General features: G+C 42.1%; 12 protein-coding genes and 2 pseudogenes. 8 read left to right on the top strand and 6 right to left on the bottom strand.

All coding sequences use genetic code 11. The features are described 5' to 3' along the window. Positions 1 to 161: 161 nt before the first annotated feature. Complete coding sequence (locus AB1L17_RS27005) at positions 162 to 4,349, top strand: PDDEXK-like endonuclease domain-containing protein (RefSeq protein WP_412848045.1); 4,188 nt, start codon at positions 162 to 164, stop codon at positions 4,347 to 4,349. Between the two features lie 333 nt (positions 4,350 to 4,682). On the opposite strand, the gene recJ is transcribed toward AB1L17_RS27005, so the two are convergent. Beyond that, complete coding sequence (gene recJ, locus AB1L17_RS27000; protein ID WP_412848044.1) at positions 4,683 to 6,341, bottom strand: single-stranded-DNA-specific exonuclease RecJ; 1,659 nt, start codon at positions 6,339 to 6,341, stop codon at positions 4,683 to 4,685. Positions 6,342 to 6,375: 34 nt separating this feature from the next. Beyond that, entirely contained in the window at positions 6,376 to 7,842 is a 1,467-nt protein-coding gene (locus AB1L17_RS26995; protein WP_412848043.1) for a recombinase family protein, read from the bottom strand. Positions 7,843 to 7,976: 134 nt separating this feature from the next. Between AB1L17_RS26995 and AB1L17_RS26990 the strand changes: the two genes are divergently transcribed. Beyond that, the gene (locus AB1L17_RS26990; protein ID WP_412848042.1) at positions 7,977 to 8,219 is read left to right on the top strand and encodes a hypothetical protein; all 243 of its coding nucleotides are present in this window, start codon (positions 7,977 to 7,979) and stop codon (positions 8,217 to 8,219) included. Positions 8,220 to 8,299: 80 nt separating this feature from the next. Here AB1L17_RS26990 and AB1L17_RS26985 read toward each other — a convergent pair whose 3' ends face one another. Next, a complete protein-coding gene (locus tag AB1L17_RS26985) occupies positions 8,300 to 8,656 on the bottom strand; it encodes a helix-turn-helix domain-containing protein (RefSeq protein ID WP_412848041.1) in 357 nt (118 codons plus the stop codon). Positions 8,657 to 8,688: 32 nt separating this feature from the next. Between AB1L17_RS26985 and AB1L17_RS26980 the strand changes: the two genes are divergently transcribed. From AB1L17_RS26980 to AB1L17_RS26965, 4 genes and pseudogenes are all read left to right on the top strand, one after another. Further along, the gene (locus AB1L17_RS26980; RefSeq protein WP_412848040.1) at positions 8,689 to 8,832 is read left to right on the top strand and encodes a hypothetical protein; all 144 of its coding nucleotides are present in this window, start codon (positions 8,689 to 8,691) and stop codon (positions 8,830 to 8,832) included. Positions 8,833 to 8,880: 48 nt separating this feature from the next. Continuing rightward, on the top strand, positions 8,881 to 10,350 hold the full coding sequence (locus AB1L17_RS26975) for a recombinase family protein (protein WP_412848039.1): 1,470 nt from the start codon (positions 8,881 to 8,883) through the stop codon (positions 10,348 to 10,350). Continuing rightward, positions 10,322 to 10,749 (top strand): annotated as a pseudogene (locus tag AB1L17_RS26970) (recombinase family protein); the annotation flags it as partial. The gene AB1L17_RS26975 and the pseudogene AB1L17_RS26970, both read left to right, overlap by 29 nt. Positions 10,750 to 10,869: 120 nt before the next feature. After that, the gene (locus AB1L17_RS26965; RefSeq protein WP_412848063.1) at positions 10,870 to 11,904 is read left to right on the top strand and encodes a recombinase family protein; all 1,035 of its coding nucleotides are present in this window, start codon (positions 10,870 to 10,872) and stop codon (positions 11,902 to 11,904) included. Positions 11,905 to 12,227: 323 nt separating this feature from the next. Here AB1L17_RS26965 and AB1L17_RS26960 read toward each other — a convergent pair whose 3' ends face one another. Then, on the bottom strand, positions 12,228 to 13,985 hold the full coding sequence (locus AB1L17_RS26960; RefSeq protein WP_412848038.1) for an ATP-dependent nuclease: 1,758 nt from the start codon (positions 13,983 to 13,985) through the stop codon (positions 12,228 to 12,230). Between the two features lie 97 nt (positions 13,986 to 14,082). Between AB1L17_RS26960 and AB1L17_RS26955 the strand changes: the two are divergent. Beyond that, positions 14,083 to 14,718: pseudogene (locus AB1L17_RS26955) on the top strand (SpoVR family protein); the annotation flags it as partial. A 65-nt stretch (positions 14,719 to 14,783) separates the two neighbouring features. Here AB1L17_RS26955 and AB1L17_RS26950 read toward each other — a convergent pair. Further along, complete coding sequence (locus tag AB1L17_RS26950; RefSeq protein ID WP_412848037.1) at positions 14,784 to 15,548, bottom strand: SDR family NAD(P)-dependent oxidoreductase; 765 nt, start codon at positions 15,546 to 15,548, stop codon at positions 14,784 to 14,786. Between the two features lie 27 nt (positions 15,549 to 15,575). Then, positions 15,576 to 16,277, bottom strand: a complete 702-nt coding sequence (locus AB1L17_RS26945) for an SDR family oxidoreductase (RefSeq protein ID WP_412848036.1) — start codon at positions 16,275 to 16,277, stop codon at positions 15,576 to 15,578. A gap of 200 nt (positions 16,278 to 16,477) precedes the next feature. Between AB1L17_RS26945 and AB1L17_RS26940 the strand changes: the two genes are divergently transcribed. Continuing rightward, a complete protein-coding gene (locus tag AB1L17_RS26940; RefSeq protein ID WP_412848035.1) occupies positions 16,478 to 17,410 on the top strand; it encodes a 3-hydroxyacyl-CoA dehydrogenase family protein in 933 nt (310 codons plus the stop codon). Positions 17,411 to 17,466: the final 56 nt, after the last annotated feature.

The following is a 17,466-nucleotide window of genomic DNA, read 5'->3' as shown; positions in this document are numbered from 1 at the left end:
TGTAAAGATAAACAGCCGACTTCTTACTCTTAGTAGTCGGCTGTTTTTATTTGGAATAGTCCTTATCAGATTGAATATGCTTTTGGTTGACTTGTTCTACTGGGATAAAGTGTATAATAAAAATGGGAATAAGCGGCTATATTTCAAGTGAGGAGAATAGTATGAAGGACTTATTGAAAACTTATCGAGACCGTTTAACTGATCTGACAGCAAGTAACAAAAGCCTCAAACTAATGAAACTCACGAATAAAAACCACTTTGACATTCAAAGTTTTTCTAATTTCGAAGAAAATCTCGGGTCGAGGGTAATGGATGATGTTTGTTCTTTAAAAGAACAGATACCCTTAATTTCGCAGAACAGCCTTGAAGAGGAAGCTATACTTGCCAATAGGAAGTTAATTCAACTCAAGCGAGAGATCGATTTGATTGAACAGGAGACAGGGAACAACCCGTTTTATGTCGCATATGGGTTTCTTGAAGGATTTCTTGTCCCAGATTTTTTTGTTAGGTGTCCAATACTTTTTTACCCTGCAAGGTTAGCCAAGGCTAATGTGAGGAACAAACCTTATTGGGTGCTGGAGGTTGGAGAGGAAACGACCCCATTTATTAATCGGACATTCCTCATGGCAGTACAACGATATATTGGTGGGGATATCACAATCCAAATCCAAGAAGAACTGTCTAATTTGCCGAGCAATAAAGAAGAAGTCATTCCGTTTTTGTATGAGCTTCTTCGTAAATACGATATCTCATTGACAGCTGAGACATCTGAAACTCTCCTCTCCTTCAAAAATATGAAGAAAGAAGACATTACAGTGGGAAAGAAGGGGTTTGCTCTTTACCCTTACGCTGTTATGGGTAAATTTCAACAATCCACGAGTACGTTATTGAACGATTACAATTATTTATTAGATAACCTTCCTGAGAGTGGATTTCTCAATGACTTACTGAACGGACCAGATCAAGATGACGAAGACTTTCGAGAAATTGATAATGACGAATTAAATCGAGTACATCCCTCAGAGAATTTTTTTGTACTTGAGACTGATGCAAGTCAGGAAGCAGTCGTAGTGGCATCCAGAAGTCAAAAAGGGCTTATTGTGCATGGGCCTCCTGGAACTGGTAAGTCACAAGTTATTGTAAATCTAATCGTTGACCGTCTAGCACGAGGTCAAAAAGTCCTGCTTGTATGCCAAAAACCAGCTGCACTTGATGTCGTTTATAATCGTTTGGGGCAGATAAGTCTCCAAGGTAACGTTGCTTTAGTTCACGATTTTAATAAGAACAAACCTGATGTCTATCGTAAAATTGCAACCGTGATCGAAAAGAATGCACCAAGAGTTCATCAAGACTACATCAGAATATCAAACGAGAAACATGCCTTAGCTGAAAAGTTAAATCAAATTGCAGTGTCACTTCATAAGGAAAGGCCATTTGGGAAGAGCCTGCACTATTTGTATAGTAAAGCGAAGTGGGATCAGGACCTGATAATTGAAGTGGATGATTTACTGAATGGGGTAACCTTCGAGGATTTGCAAGCACATCTCATTGAACTTAGAAATGTTGTTACGCTAATGGAAAAATATGACCACCCTAATCATCCATGGAGTAATCGGAAAAGCTTCGCATTATTCACAGCTAAACAGCATTTGGAACTGAAAAACTTATTGGAACCAGTTGTGAAGGACGTTAAACGGGGCTTTAACATAAGAAGTTACTGTGAATTGTTATTTGACCCCATTTACTACCTTGAAAATGTTGAGACCCTGAAAGAGCTGGAACAGGCGCTCAGAATTCTGCAAAACCGTGGTTTGTTTAAGCACATTTTGATGTTTTTCAAAGATGAAGATCGGGATTTCGAAAACGAAGATCATTTACAAAAAGTAAATGGTACGTTTGGATCTCTTCAGAAACAAATTAATGTCTTACAAAATCGCTCAGAACCAGAAGAAAATCTAACGTATGATGAAGCGGTAAAGTGGAGCGAAAAAATAAAAACCTTCCAAGAGCTAAACAAAAAATTAACCAGATTTATCAACACAACTTGGTACAGTCTAAGGAAAGAAATTCAGGAGCAATGTAGAGCAGCGGGTATATCATTTGATGGTAATTCGGTTCGAAATTACCTGGAGAAGATCGAGTCATTTATTCTATTTGAGAAGTTAAGGAAAGAAGCTCACAGTCTGAATTACTATATGGATGCGCCAGCTTTAAACGATATAAATGAATGGGAAAAATGGATAAACCACAAAAGTAAGTCCATTCATTTTTTAAAAGCATTTGTTCAAGCACAAGTTGTTTTTCCGCGCTGGTTGAAAAATCCAGATAAAACAGAGGTCTTTGAAGAATTCACACATGAAAAGTTTCTTGATGACATTCAACGCCTGATTGAAATTGCAGGAGTAACAGAAAGACTCCAATCATCAATTAATAAAATGGGAATGTACATTAAAGATGAACAAATCCAAGATTTTTTGGGACAAATTCACAAAGGGCTTTTTAATGTTCCAGTATATGAGGGGCTTCTACAAACACTTGAAAGCTTTGATAGCCTCTGCCGTTTAGATCAACTTAAGGAAGGGATGGGCGATTTACAGAAGAAGCTAATTGAGCGATCCGATCTGAAAGCTCCGTTAGCAACGACGATAAATGCTGTTGATATTTGGACATTGTTAATTGAGAACAGCTTTATCCACGCATGGATTCTTCAGGTTGAATCGGAAGACCCACATGTAAAAGACGTTTCAACGGAAATTTATCAGAATAATTTAGAGCGATATCGTTCTTTGTTGCATGAAAAGCGTACTGTTGTTCCACTGGTAGTTGATCATAAGTTAGGTACGCGTGCATACGAAGTTCAGGGAAGTTCAAGACAAAAACTGAAACATGAAGCAAATAAAAAGCGAAGATTAGTACCGTTACGACATATCGTAAGCCATTTTTATAATGATTTGCTTAAGTTAGTACCTTGTTGGTTATGTACACCAGAATCAGTCAGTGCAATATTCCCAATGAACCAAGAGATGTTTGATTTAGTCATTTTCGATGAAGCCTCCCAGTGCCCTGTTGAAAATGCAATACCGTCCATTTATCGTGGGAAACAGGTTGTTGTAGCTGGAGATGAAAAGCAGCTTCCACCTAGTTCCTTTTTCCAGGCAGCAGGTGAAGAAGAAGAAGAAGATGAAGAAGACAAAACAACATATGTAGATAAAACTGACAAACAAGCGAAGAGTTTGTTGGAATGGGCTAAGCCTAAGTTCCCAGAACAATGGTTAACTTGGCATTACCGTTCTCAATATGAAGAGCTGATCAATTTTTCAAATTACGCATTCTATGACAAACGTGTTCAAATTGCACCTACTGTGTCAACAGACCAGATGTCGAAACCAATTGAATTCATACCTGTTAACGGCCATTGGTTGAATCGTTCAAACAGGATGGAAGCCGAGCAGATCATTGAAACGGTATTAGATATTCTCAAGAATGATGATAAAAAACCAACTCTTGGGATAATCACCTTTAACAAACAGCAAGCTGATTTAATTAATGATATCTTTGAAGAAAAGGCAGCAGAAGATCCTGAGTACCAATTACTTATCGAAGAAGCCAAGAATCGAAAAAATGGCGAAGAGAACGTCGGGCTTTTTGTGAAAAATATTGAAAACGTTCAGGGTGATGAGCGAGATATTATCCTATTCTCAGTTGGATATGCAAAAGACATCGATGGGAAAATGGTGAGTCAATTTGGACCACTCTCACGTGACGGTGGGGAAAATCGATTAAATGTGGCTATTACGCGTGCAAAAAGTAAAGTGTACATTGTATGCTCATTTGAACCAAGCGGTTGGACACGGGTAGAGACATATGCAAAAGGGGTAAGGCTTTTAAAACGGTATCTTGAATACGGCAAGGCAATATCAGACAATGATAAGCCACTTGCTCAATCAATATTAAATGGTCTGATTGACGCTACAAATGTCCAAGATAGTCATAATCAGCTGATCTTTGACAGCGGGTTCGAGGAAGAAGTATATAATGCTCTTCGTCGTCGTGATTTTGACGTTCGTACTCAAATCGGTTTTTCTGGGTACCGAATTGACCTAGGAGTCTTAGATCCTGTTACAAAGGATAAATACATTTTAGGCATTGAATGTGATGGTGCGATGTATCATTCCTCAAAGGTAGCCCGCGAACGGGACATTTATAGGCAAAGATTTTTGGAAAGCAAAGGCTGGAAGATTCACCGCATTTGGAGTCGCAACTGGTGGATATCTAAGGAAAAAGAGATTGCAAAGATTGAAAAGCTAGTTGATGAGTTGGTAAGCACCAGACGAAATCTGAAAGTGTGATCATTAAAAAGGGGCTGTGTTTAAAAGCAAATTGCTTTTGACCAGCTCCTTTTTTGCGATTATTTGTCTTTTGAGCATCTGTTAGGGAGAAAATGCATACTACGAACTTCCCTGCTATTTTTATCAATACACAATATTAATTCAGAAACTGCACTAGAATATAAAGATAAGCATCCCCAGGAACAAAAATGCCATGTGACTGTACAGGAACGATCGGAAAGGATGAGTTCTTCAATTTCTTCGTCAAGGTATCCGTTACATTGGTCGCATCTTCCGAATCCTTCTTGATCAATCATAAGGTTCCTCGCTTTTTCAGAAATTGATAATTCCGAGCTAAACATGAGGTTGAACATCTTCGATACGAAAAGACTTTTGGTGGAATGAATGGATGCTGTACAAAAAATGTGGTTTTTTTCGGCGAAAATCACCAGCATAGTGGCCTAAGTTAAAACCCACTCCTTTTCGGGAGTTGGCCTGAATCTCCAAGTGACGATGATCGGATCCGAAATTTCGAATATTGTTGAGTGGACTTGGTTGGGAACAAAATACGGGTTTAGGATTTCCAAGTCCAAAAGGCTCCAAAGAAAAGAAGTCAGACAAGAGCCCGAACGGAAAATCTGAAAAAAGAACGTGACTTAGGTATTCTTTTTTCGATTCTAATTCAGGTTCATCTTTCGTAAGTTCACTTAGCGACGAAAGAAATTCATAAATAACCTTCGCATCTGTCTGAATGGAGAACCCAGCTGCAGTTTGGTGACCCCCGAATTTTTTCAGAAACGAAGAGGACCTGGTCAGTAAATCAATAATTGAGTAATTAGTTCCTTGAACGGATCGAGCTGACCCCACCCCTGAGTAGGAAATGACAACCGCTGGCTTTTGGTATTTTTCTGCAATTCTCGAAGCCAGTAGTCCAAGAATGCCATCGTGGAAGTCTCCATGAACGGCAATCACCTTTTGGGTGAGGGTACGATTGGCCATGATTTGTTCTTCAGCCATTTCGAATTGAAGAGAGGTTAAATCCTTTCGTTTTTGATTTCGGGAAATAAACGTGCTTAATTCGGCTGCATCTGTCTTTTCATTTATCAGCAGTTGGACTGCCTCATTGGGATCGCCAATCCGACCACAAGAGTTGAAGATAGGGGCAATCTGAAAACCAATAACGGTACTATCCACGTTTGATAGATTAAGTTGCTGAAACAAGGCTCGAACGCTTGGGTGAGGACAACTATTCATTTTCATCAACCCGAGGGAGCAGAGAATGCGGTTTTCATCGATGAGCGGCATCATATCCGCAATCGTCCCAAGAGCGGCAAGTTCAATGTAATCCCAGATATGCTTGTCCCATGCGCGTTGAGCAGCGAGGAGCAGTGCTTGTACCAGTTTTAACGCCACACCCGCCCCGCACAAGCTGGAGAACGGGTACGTGCTGTCTGAGCGTTTGGGATTGATAAATGCATGACAATCAGGAAAGTGTCCAATGATTTCATGATGATCTGTGACGATGACATCCAAACCTCTTTGTTTGGCCGCAATCATCGCAGGATGAGCACTGGACCCGTTGTCCACTGTTATCACGAGTGAAACGGCAGGAGGTATTTGTTCAATGATTTGTGGGGATAATCCGTATCCTTCGGAGCGCAGCGGAAGCCTGACTTCAACTTCAGCGCCAAAGAAACGTAGTCCTTTGTGAAGAATGGATGAGGCTGTAATTCCGTCCACATCATAATCACCGAAGATCAAGATTCTCTCTTTGTTTTGCAGAGCCTTGATGATTCGGATCACAGCCTTCTTCATGTCATTTAGTTGGAAAGGATCATGGAGTTCGTTAATCGACGGGTACAAAAATTGAAAGATCTTTTCTTCGTTGTTTATTCCGTGGATAAACAGGTGCTTTATGACGAGTGGATGCAGATCAAGCTGTTTGGCCCAATAGTGGATGAAATTGTTCAAAGGGGGAACATCCAGTTCTGGACAAGCCAATACCCATTTCATGCTGATGACTCCCTTTCAATCACTGTGTCGTGTCCTAATGAAGTGAAAGCACGATCTCAATGTCCTTTTCTCCGTGGATGATTACCTTTTCCACCAAAGTCGTTATTAGCGACTTTGCTTCTTCAACGGGCAAAACCCCAATTGCTTCGATAATGTTGGTGATCTTGCTTTTCACGTATTTCTCTACTTCTTCTATTTGATAGGGAGTTTTCTCTATATCTGAACTGCTTAACTCTTGGATGACTTTTTCCATTCTCTCTTTTTCTTCTTGCAAATCTTCTAAATCGATAAGCCCCGCCGTATAGGCTTCGACTTTCCGTTTGTATCGACTTTTTACGGACCTGATTTTTTGCTCCACTTGCTGAGAGTCGCTTTTTCGGGAAAGCTCCACAATGGAGGGAATAAGGTTTATGGACATCGATTCGAACAATTGAATTAATCCATGTTTAAACCAGGATTCTACCTCGTCCGCACGATATTGTTTGCTGGTGCAGGTACCTTTGTTTTTGTTTGCGGAGCAACGATATACTCGATAGCGATTTTTGGGAGAACCAGACCATCCAATACTCATCCCTGATCCGCAGTTTCCGCACTTCAGTATTCCTCCAAGGAGATGAGGACTGGTTTTGGCACGCGGGGGAATCGGGCTTTTTTGTAGTTTAGCTTGTACCGACTCCCACGTTGCTTTATCAATGATGACGGGTATGCAGTCATCCACGATAATCCATTCGTTATCGTCTTTCAGCGAACGTTTTTTTTTGCTCGAATCGCTTCGATTCCAGACAAGAGTCCCTTTATAGGCTGGGTTGGTCAACATCAACTTGATGGAGCGAATGGACCATTCCTTTTTTTGTTTGGAGGGGATCCCTTCTTCGTTCAAGATTTTGGCGATGGAATAGAAACCTAGTCCCTTTTCAAGGAACAAATGATAAACGCGTTGGACGACTTTGGACTCTTTCTCATCAATGACCAATTCTTTGTTTTCAAGTCTGTATCCGTACGGGCTTTGGGTGAGCCATTTTCCTTGATTGGCGGCATGAAACATGTTATCGAGGACGCGTTCGCGAATACGTTCCCTTTCAAATTCGGCAACCGCTCCTAAGACTTGCAACGTTAATCTCCCCGAAGGTGTGTTGGTGTCAAAGGATTCACTAATGGAAATAAACGATACTTGGTACTCTTGAAACAAATCAATGAGCTGTAACAGGTCTAGTAAGCGTCTGCTCATTCGGTCGAGCTTGGTTACCATTACTTTTGAGACGTTGCCAGATGTAATATTTTTCAGCAGCTTTTGTAGCTGAGGTCGCTCGGTTGATTTTGCTGAGAAACCGTCATCGACAAAAAGAACAACTTCGTCGGACCACCCCATGGCTCGGCAATATGCTTGAAGCCTCTCTTGTTGTTCCTCAAGGGAGACGCCTTCACGGGCCTGTTCATCAGTCGATACTCGACAGTAAATCGCGATGTAACGGGACATCAATTCCGAAGTTGGATTTTTCATCGGCTCTACCCCTAGGCTTGTTTGTCCCATATATATGTAATTGAAGTGCTTCACATGTGACAGACTGAGAAGCAAAATTCCATGGTTTGTCCTTCCCGCCAAGTTACATATGGATAAGGTAAGGGGGAAGAGCCATGGGAGAGGTGAAGGTCAAGTTCACTGTAGTCAGTAAAGCTGGATCCGCTTCATTTCAAGACACAGAGACGATTCATCGGGAGTCCTTCGATTTACTGAGAGAAAATCTCCAGGCTTGGGAAGAAAAGTTGTTAACTACGGCAATCCAACACCTCCTTTCAAACGAGTACGGCCCAGAGATTGTGCAGGGTATGAGGGTAACGTTTCAAAATGAGAAAGAGAGCCAACCAATTACGGGTTAGGCTCTCTTCTTTTTGATTTTTTATTCATGATTAAAAACAGTTGTTTATGTAGGTGAATAATTTGGCAGATGTTGCACATCCTAATGCTGGAAGTGAGATTTTTCATTTTCCGAAAGTAAAAATTCAATTCCCTGTTCGACGATGGTGAGAAGGAACATTGCTTCGCGTGGATTCTGCCGATAGAGATCAATGAGCCTGCTGGACATCCGATGGACTCGAAGCTCAGTTTCTGATTTTACATTCTCGGTTGCGAGTGGAAGCAAGGCTAATTCACTTTGCAGTTGAGCGAGTAATTGGAGATGAATGGTCTGTGTTTTTCCTGTTTCCAGATTGCTCAAGTAAGCGGGAGAAACGCCAATTTTCTCGGCGAAAGCGTTCAGCCCGATCCCTTTTTGTTTGCGGACGGATCGGATGTGTGCACCAAAGTCATTCAGCATCGTAAATACCTCCTTGGAAAGGATGAAGAAAATTGAAGAAAGCGAGAGACAATCATCGTTTGCGTATTGAATCAGTCAGTTATATCCATGATCCTGAAGCAGCCAAGCAGTGGTTTGATCTTTATGTCGAGATTATGAAGGAGGGACTGCTCAAAAAAACGATTAAAAAAACCTGATTTGCGCATAAACATGTACCAATCTCAGTTGAATGGAAGGGTTGTCCTATGGGTAAAACCGTGACGTATTATCGAAGCTCAACCGATCTTCAGGAACACTCCATAGATGTACAGCGTAATAAGGAAATCAACTATTGTTTGAAAAACATGCTTTTCATTGATCATGAATACGAGGACCCTCATGTTTCGGCGAGAAAAGTACCCCTGGAGCAAAGAACGGATGCTTACAAGTTGTATCAAGAAATTGAGCGCGGAAATATTGAAAACTTGGTCTTGTATAAACGGGACCGTCTTGTCAGGAATGTTGAAGAGTATTTGCGGTTTTACTATGCACTGAAAGAAAAGAATGTCAAAGTCCATTTTACAGCCGACAACGAATCCCCCTTACAATACGGGGCAGTAGGTGATTTCCTTGAAGTGATCTTTGCAGGTATTATCCAGCATGAGGGGAGTCAGATTAACAGCCGAATTCTAGACTCCAAAATCGCCTTGTTTGAAGAAGGAAAGTATGGAGGGAATCTACCCTACGGATACAAAAAGGGCCAAAAGAAAAATGAAATTGTCAAGGTGGATTCCGAATTAAAAGTTGTAAGGCTGATCTACGATGAATTTCTAAGTGGACGGCATGCGAGTTTAAATGATCTCAATAAGTACATTACCGATCTGAACATAAAGAAACGTGGGAAAGAGTGGAAGACAGCCGAAATCGAGAAGGTGTTATTGCAACCGCTGTATATGGGAACGCGGGTGATGAAGTTTGAAGGTGTCCCCCATTTTCATGAAATGGATGAGTTGTCCATTGTTGATCGTGATGAATGGGAACAGGCTCACGAACTCTTATCCAAATTGAAGCCCCCAAAAGAAGCAAAGGAAAAGGAAAAGATAGATTATCCCCTGGATGAAGTTCTCAAGTGCGGATATTGTCATAGATCCTTGGAAGGAATAGAACGGATGCGCAGCGGACAATATATCCCGTTTTATGAGTGCAAACAGCATAATCATCGAATCAAAAAAGCGGATGTGGAGGAGATTGTATTCAGAAAATCCAAGGAGTACTTTTTAGCATTGCTCACTACACAGCTACCTGAGCTGTTCGAGCGATATGTTGACCATAATCAACAATTGCTGATTGGGATGATAAAGAAACAAGATACAGTGATTGAGCAGGCGGAACAACAACTTCATAAGAAAATGGAAAAATGGTTAAGCGAAAAAAACATGGATAAAAAAGAAAGGAAGAAAAATGAATTATTCGAGCTGGAGAACGAATTGCATCTGCATGTGGCCAGAAAAGAAGAACTCTATTCAGAGCTACAAACGGTTACACGATTACCAGATGTTGCTGAAAAAACGAAAGCTGATTTTGTTTTCGATTTGGATGACCTTGACGTGAGAACTGTCAAACAACTGATCGGCGATGTTGTTGACAGAGTACTCGTAACGCGATATTCCCTCAAGGTATTTTTCAAGCATCCATTTACTCGTATTCATGAGGTGGTCCAGTGTGACTTTGAGTGAGATTCTGTCTCCTGGGAAAAAAGGAGTTTTCTATGGGAGACATTCCACCGATAAACAAGATATCCTAACCCAAAAGAGTTCGGCATATAGTCTGGCGGAAGCGTATCAGGTTGAAATTGTCGAGGAATATATTGACGGAGCTGTTTCGGCGACGAAGAGAAAATTGGAAGCTCGTCCCCAGCTTGTCAGATTACTGAATGATATTCCCGAAAAAAATTCGACTTTGTTATTGCTTACAAAGAAGATCGACTTGCGCGGCATCCTATGGAACATATAAGGCTGCGGAAGTTATTTGCTGATAAAAAAATTTCGGTTGTTATCAGCAGCACTAAAGAACAGTACACAGAGGGGAATTTGTTTGAACAATTAATGAAAGACGGGTTTAGTCAATTTGAAGCTTCTTTCATCCGAGATCGAACCCGTGACGCTTTTATTACAAAGGTTCAGAATGGACGCTGGCCTGGAGGCAATACTCCTTATGGATACAGAAAAATAGAAGGAAAAAACGAATTTGAAGTTGTGGCCGAAGAAGCATTGGTTGTAAAAGAAATATTCGATCTTTATAAAAAGGGAGAAGGATTTCAAGCGATTGCCAAACATTTGAAGAAGACAGTTGGTGACAGGGAATGGACAAAAGAAATGGTCAAGTTTATTGTAACGAATCCTTTTTATACGGGATATCTGAGTAGCGGAAGAATTAGGAAAGGATCATCCAGCGACATCACAGAAAAAGAAAATTGGCTGATGAGTCACTGCAATGGCATCCCGCCATTAATCTCCCAGCAAGAATGGGACTATTGTTGGCATATGTATCAGAAAAAACGAAAAGGAGAAATACAGCCAAAACTTTACAAGACGCGCTTCTTGCTTAAGGACATTTTGCATTGTCAAAAGTGTCAGATCCCCATGTCAGGTAAAAATCAGATGACGAGTGGAAAGGATGGCAAACGGTACGGAGCATTCATCTATTTTTGCAAAGGATGTCGTCTCCGATGTAACGCCGACGAACTTCATGATAGCTTTCTGGGGGATATCCTTGCCAGCATTTTACTTAGATCCCAGGCCATGAATGATTCGCTACATGAGGAAATCGAAGAAGGCTTTACCGAAGAGGCGGAGTCGCTTCGTGAAAATATCTTAAAACTGGAAGCTCAAATAGACAAGTATGCTGTCGATATGGACAGGTTAGAGAAAGAGATAAAAGGAATGTATAAAAAGGATGCCGACGAAGAGACGCAGCGGCTTGTGAAAATGATGTTTCAGTATCGGGCTGCATTGAATAAGAAGCTGGATCGTGCCAGGCAACTTGTTGAAAAATACAACAAGAAAATTGACTATATCGAGAATGTTGAAATGGATTATGAATTCTGGAAAGAGATTTTTTTTGAAACGATCAGGACTGAATATCATCGTGGAGACACCACTCTTCGCAGATTGCTGTTGTATGTGTTTGACAGGATCGAACTAAGTCCTGAGGGGGCGATTGGTTACAAAGCCAGAGTGGATCTCACACCACGTGAGTATATTATGTATGGAAGCTTTGCTCATGAGTAGCGAAGCTTTTTTCTTTGTCATTTTCGTCTCGGCAATTGGGTAGCCTTGAAAATGCTTCATTTTTAACTCTCGGTAACTAGGTATGAAAGGGATCCCTTTCATACCTAGTTACCGAGGAACCTTTGGACAAACAGTGCTTGTCCCTAGTGGTTTCAAGGGTTTTCCTGTTTATCAGTATTGACGGGTGTTTTCGATTATAAACGTTCTCGGTGATTGGGTGAGATCATTTATGCTTGTCTCGGTAATTGGGGGAATAAAGAAATAGCAGTAAAAAGCACCTCTGAGAGCTGAGGTCCCAGGGTGCTGATGTAAAGGTTTTGCTTTTAAATGTTAAAGGCTTTTTTTAGTACATTGGCCCATGCCTCAGGAATATCTTCATAGCAGGTCCATTTAGATGTTTCGATGTAAGTCCGATATGGTTTGTTTGATGAAGGTGCTTTGTATCCGAGACAATTTTCCAAGCATTCCTCCAGTACAGAAATTTTCGCTGGATCCTCAACCACGTTCAAGATCGGTTGATTAAATTTTTCTGCTCCTTCCGTTCCACTATCCCTGTCATGAATAACATGGAAAGGAATTTGTAAAGCCTTTAGATACTTTACAATAGGGATAATGGCTGCTTTACCTCGTGCTTTGATGACTTGGACTTTTGAGAGTATCTCTTTTCTGACATCTGGATTCAGCCATTTCAAGGCATTTTTAATTGCAACCACTTCGGAATCTCCTTCAACCACAATACATTTCTCAGAGAAGAAGATCCGAGATAGTTCATCATCAAATGTTTTAATCATATTCAGGTGATCACGTTCATCATCATGTAAGTCACGAGTAGCTTCAGACAATCCGTAATTAATAGCATTTGTAAAGCTATCTGAATTCAATTGTAATTTTGTTAACGACTGCCAATCTTTAGACAAATCAATCATCCAAGGCGAATGAGTCGTACAAATTATTTGATCGGATTCTCCGAGCGTGTAAATAGTGTCCCTGAGTAGGTTCGCAGCAGAAGGGTGAAGATAAATTTCGGGTTCTTCAAATGCAACCAGTAATGGACGGGTATTAAATCCACCCATTAATTTCAAGTGGGAATGGTACCTGAGCATTGCAAAGATCCCAGTCCTAACCAAGCCAGTTCCTTGTCGTTCAGCATCAGTGTTAACATTTGAGAACATTTCGACTGTATATTGGGGTTTTAATACGCTAGATAATTCGTTTAGTGATGGTGATATTGATATGCCACAATTGGGGAAAACCTCGCCGATAACTCGATTTACTTGTTGGCAAAGCTCAAAAATCATTGACCCTTCGTTCTCTATGGCCATTTCTTGTTGTAACAATTCCAATTGACTTTGAATGCCAGCTGCAAGCTCACTTTGACTCAATAAATCATCGAAGAGAATTCCCAAGCATTCGCCCAATAAAGTTTTACTTTCCGCCTTTCCGATGTCACTTACATTCGTATAAGAGGGAATATGAATTAGGCGAGGGAGTTTTGATGCAACAATTGAGGGTATTCCGCCTGGATTTTTCACTTCTTGCGGCTTCGATTCAAAATTCCATTCAACTGCTCCATCGATTTTTAATTCCCATCCTTTGGGAAGAACATCATTCTGTGGCCTTGATGATATTTCTAATAGTTCCTTCAGATCTTGCTCTGAATAACCGAATGTTTGAATGAGGTCTGCCCATTTCTTTACTTGATTAAATTCATCAGAAATTTTGTAATTATATTGAACAGTACTTATTTCAGGGGTCTTGGAGAGGATGCTGTATGTCTTTTTATACACATAGCTCCCATCAACAACTCGACCTTTAAATCCTCGACTGTTAGCGGTCGTTGAATCGATATCAGTAAAATACCCACATATTTCGATTGTCTCTGAGCGTGTTCCGTCAGCAAGGGTGCGGAAGTCTTCTGGTTTAACTTTGTCATTGGTGAGGGAGAGTAACGCATCAATTGCTTTTATTAATGTGGTTTTCCCAATGTTGTTTGGCCCGATAATGAATGAAGTAGGTGATAGGTGGATATCAGCATATTCAATTCTTCTAAAGTTTGAAATTGTAATCCTACTCAGCTTCATTAAGATCCACATCCTTTTCTTTGATAACCACACTATTCTACAAATAATTCCAAAATCCCCCATATGCTAACAATTATTCTAAGCACCTTTGCGATACGAAGGCTGGGCGACCTACTGGCATATGCGCATCCTGCGGGAGATGGAGCTGACAGAATCGGAGACGATCGAATTCGCCAAGCTGCATTCCTCCGTCATTCAGCCTTCGACGACGAGCATTAATCCGTATCATCTGGGGTTGAAAATTTTAGAGGATATTGAAAAACGCTGGGATAATCCGACAAAGGAAGAGCAGGAGCGCTTTGGACGCAAGCCAGGAGAGGGGCGCGCCAAAATTTTTGAGGTGCGTGAGCTGGAATCGGACATCAGCTTCATTCGCAATTTCCTGACCAAGGACCTCGTGAGTGATCTGGATTTGTATATGTTCGGCAAGCAGGGCAACGATTGGGTTGTCGCGGAAAAGCAGTGGGAAAAGGTGCGGGATGGTCTTGCGGGCACACGGGTTAACGGAGGATTTCCTTATGTACTCGTGCACGATGGGGATTACTTACGCTCCGGCGAGCTGTTCTTGAAGCATCATTTCGAGGGGCTGGAGCTGGATGTCAAATACGTAGAAAAAACATTACCTTACATCTATACCTTGTGGGGAAAATCCGTCCACTTGGAATCGATGGTAGAGGACCGACAAGTGTTGTTTACGTACGATGGCAAGAAAGTGCATCGCCGCTTTTTATAGGAAAAAATGACCGCATGCCCAGTGGAAGCTGACGGGACGTGCGGTTTTTTCATTTCCTTTACCTATTACAAATTATCCGTAATCCCAACATGGCTGGTAATCCCGCCATCCATCGTAATACTCGAACCATTGATGTACCCGCTATGCGGACCTACAAGATGATAGATCATCTGCGCAATTTCCAATGGCTGAGCTACACGCTTCACTGGACTTTTGGCGATGACCCGACTCATGTAATCCGAAATATCCTCCGGACGTACCCCCATAGCCGTATCCACATATCCCGGACAGATGGCATTACATGTAATCCCGTGCTCTCCCCATTCCGTAGCAATTGTTTTCGTATAGCCGATCATGCCGTGTTTGGAAGCGACGTAAGTGGATGAATGTGCAGACCCTAGCAAGCCCTGAATGGAAGCGATGTTTACGATCCGACCGTAGTTCCTTTCTTTCATCTTGGGCAATAGATTTCTGCAAAATAGGAATACACTCTTCAAGTTGGTATTCATGATCCAGTCCCATTCTTCATCGGAGACCTCGTCCACTCGATGGAACGGACCGCCAACTCCCGCATTGTTGACCAAGATGGTGATATCTCCGAAATGCGATTCTACCAGCTGGATGGCTTCTTCCACCTGTGCGCGTTGCCCGACATCACAGCGAATCGGCAAGGCTTGCCCTCCTGCCTGATTGATTTCTTGGGCTACCCTTTGCGCTGTTTCTTCCGCCACATCGAGAACACCGACGCGGACTCCGTTCTGAGCCAAAAGCTTTGCCGCTGCAGCCCCGATCCCATTGCCTGCGCCTGTGATAATTGCTACTTGCTGCATATGTAAACTCTCCTTTTGTACTGTCATTTAGAGAACGCCTTTAGGGGGAAGTATTTTGACTTCATCGATCCGCACATGGAGAGGACGGGAGGCAATATCCAACACGGTATCTGCCACATCCTTCGGAACGAGCATGGCACTTGGATCAAAAAAATGCCGGTCTTCGGTCATATTTGTATGAACAGCACCGGGAAAAATGGTGGACACTCTGACATTGTCGTTCTTCCATTCTTCATTGCATATTTGAGAAAAACCTTGAACGGCAAATTTTGAAGCGCCATACACACCGTTTTCCGTAATGGGAATATACCCCGAAACACTCGCGATATTAATGATTCGCCCTCCGTGTCCTTTCATTAATTTGTATCCTTCACGGCTGCAAAGAAATAACCCGGTGACGTTGGTACGGAATACATTTTCCCATTCAGCTAATGAAGTGTGTTCAACAGGCTTAAACACACCGACTCCTGCATTGTTCACGAGGACATCTAAACGTCCATATAGTCGGTGTACATGCGCGAAAAGGGAAAGCACACTTTGTTCGTCTGTCACGTCTAAATTCACATAAGTAACACTTCCAGGCTCTGAGCTAGCCATTTCGTTTGGATGGGGAGCAGAACGAGATGTTGCCCAAACAATCGCTCCTTCTTGGGCCAGAACATTTGCCATCTCATGTCCTAATCCACGACTCGCTCCAGTGATAACCACGATTTTATTTAGTAGCTTCATGCGTACCTCCGTATACAAAAACATCTATTCCAATAAATGGATCTTGTGATATGTTTTTTAATGGTACAAAAATTTGCTTTTCCCAGCAAGCGCCAGAGGAAGGAATTTCGGTAAAAGTAGTAGGATTTTGCTGGGCAGGAACTAGGTATTTAATCGTGGAAAGTTTGTTAGTAAACCTATACTCTTGGGAGGCTCTTACTATGGCAAAGCATGCAGCTGTTATCGGATCAGGTGTAATGGGACATGGAATCGCGCAGCTTTACGCATTGGCTGGGTATCGCGTTTCTCTTTACGATTTACAGGAAGAGTTTTTAATTAAAGCGAGAGCAAGCATCGAGCACAGTCTCTCTCTTCTGGTCGCAGAGGGGGTCATTACAGATAAGTCTAGAGTAGAAGCGCTTGAGCGTATCGTCCTTACGACGGATTTGCAGTCGGCAGTATCCGAGGCAGAAGTCATCACAGAAGCAGTGCCAGAAGTTATTGAGCTAAAATGGGAGCTGTTTGAAAAGCTGGAGCAGTATGCGAGGCCAGATGCAATCATTGCTTCCAATACGTCTACGTTTTCGATTGCGAGACTGATAGAAAAAGCAAAAACACCGCATCGCTTCATCATTACACATTTTTTCAATCCGGCCCAATTGGTTCCGCTGGTCGAGGTAGTTAAGCATGAAAAGACTGCACTGGAAGTGGTTCAAACGACGATGAAGCTGATGGCAGAGATCGGCAAGTCCCCGGTTTTGCTGAAAAAGGATGTGCCAGGCTTTATCGCCAATCGGCTGCAAACAGCCTTGATGCGAGAAGCTTTTCATCTGCTTGCAGAAGGTGTAGCAGACGCAACCCAGATCGATACGGTGATGAAGGACGGGATCGGATTTCGTTGGGCGTTTGTCGGGCCAATCGAGACAGCTGATTTTGGCGGGCTCGACACGTGGAAGCGTGTGATGGATAATCTGGCACCAGAACTGGATGCATCCACGAAAGCACCAGCCATCATCGAGGAACAAGTAGCACAAGGCAATCTTGGCACGAAGAGCGGAGCGGGTATTTACACGTACAAAGACATGTCTGTCACAGAAAAGCTGCGTGTACGTGACGAACAGTTCATCCGGTTGGGGAAAATGAAGCACTGTTGATAGAAGATTACAGATAAATACGTTATTCGTCCTATGCAGCCGGGAGTGATCCCGGT

Source organism: Brevibacillus jepli (assembly GCF_047229145.1).
In the GTDB taxonomy this organism is placed as follows: Bacteria; Bacillota; Bacilli; order Brevibacillales; family Brevibacillaceae; genus Brevibacillus.
Note: the sequence above shows the minus strand (reverse complement) of the source record. Positions and strands in the feature narration are given on the sequence as shown.

Bases quoted from the DNA above. Each gene is read 5' to 3' on its own strand.
- AB1L17_RS26940 (WP_412848035.1), top strand. From the start codon at position 16,478: ATGGCAAAGCATGCAGCTGTTATCGGATCAGGTGTAATGGGACATGGA.
- AB1L17_RS26975 (WP_412848039.1), top strand. From the start codon at position 8,881: ATGGGTAAAACCGTGACGTATTATCGAAGCTCAACCGATCTTCAGGAA.
- AB1L17_RS26990 (WP_412848042.1), top strand. From the start codon at position 7,977: ATGGGAGAGGTGAAGGTCAAGTTCACTGTAGTCAGTAAAGCTGGATCC.
- AB1L17_RS26995 (WP_412848043.1), bottom strand. From the start codon at position 7,842: ATGAAAAATCCAACTTCGGAATTGATGTCCCGTTACATCGCGATTTAC.
- AB1L17_RS26985 (WP_412848041.1), bottom strand. From the start codon at position 8,656: ATGCTGAATGACTTTGGTGCACACATCCGATCCGTCCGCAAACAAAAA.
- AB1L17_RS26945 (WP_412848036.1), bottom strand. From the start codon at position 16,277: ATGAAGCTACTAAATAAAATCGTGGTTATCACTGGAGCGAGTCGTGGA.
- AB1L17_RS26960 (WP_412848038.1), bottom strand. From the start codon at position 13,985: ATGAAGCTGAGTAGGATTACAATTTCAAACTTTAGAAGAATTGAATAT.
- AB1L17_RS26950 (WP_412848037.1), bottom strand. From the start codon at position 15,548: ATGCAGCAAGTAGCAATTATCACAGGCGCAGGCAATGGGATCGGGGCT.
- AB1L17_RS27005 (WP_412848045.1), top strand. From the start codon at position 162: ATGAAGGACTTATTGAAAACTTATCGAGACCGTTTAACTGATCTGACA.
- recJ (WP_412848044.1), bottom strand. From the start codon at position 6,341: ATGAAATGGGTATTGGCTTGTCCAGAACTGGATGTTCCCCCTTTGAAC.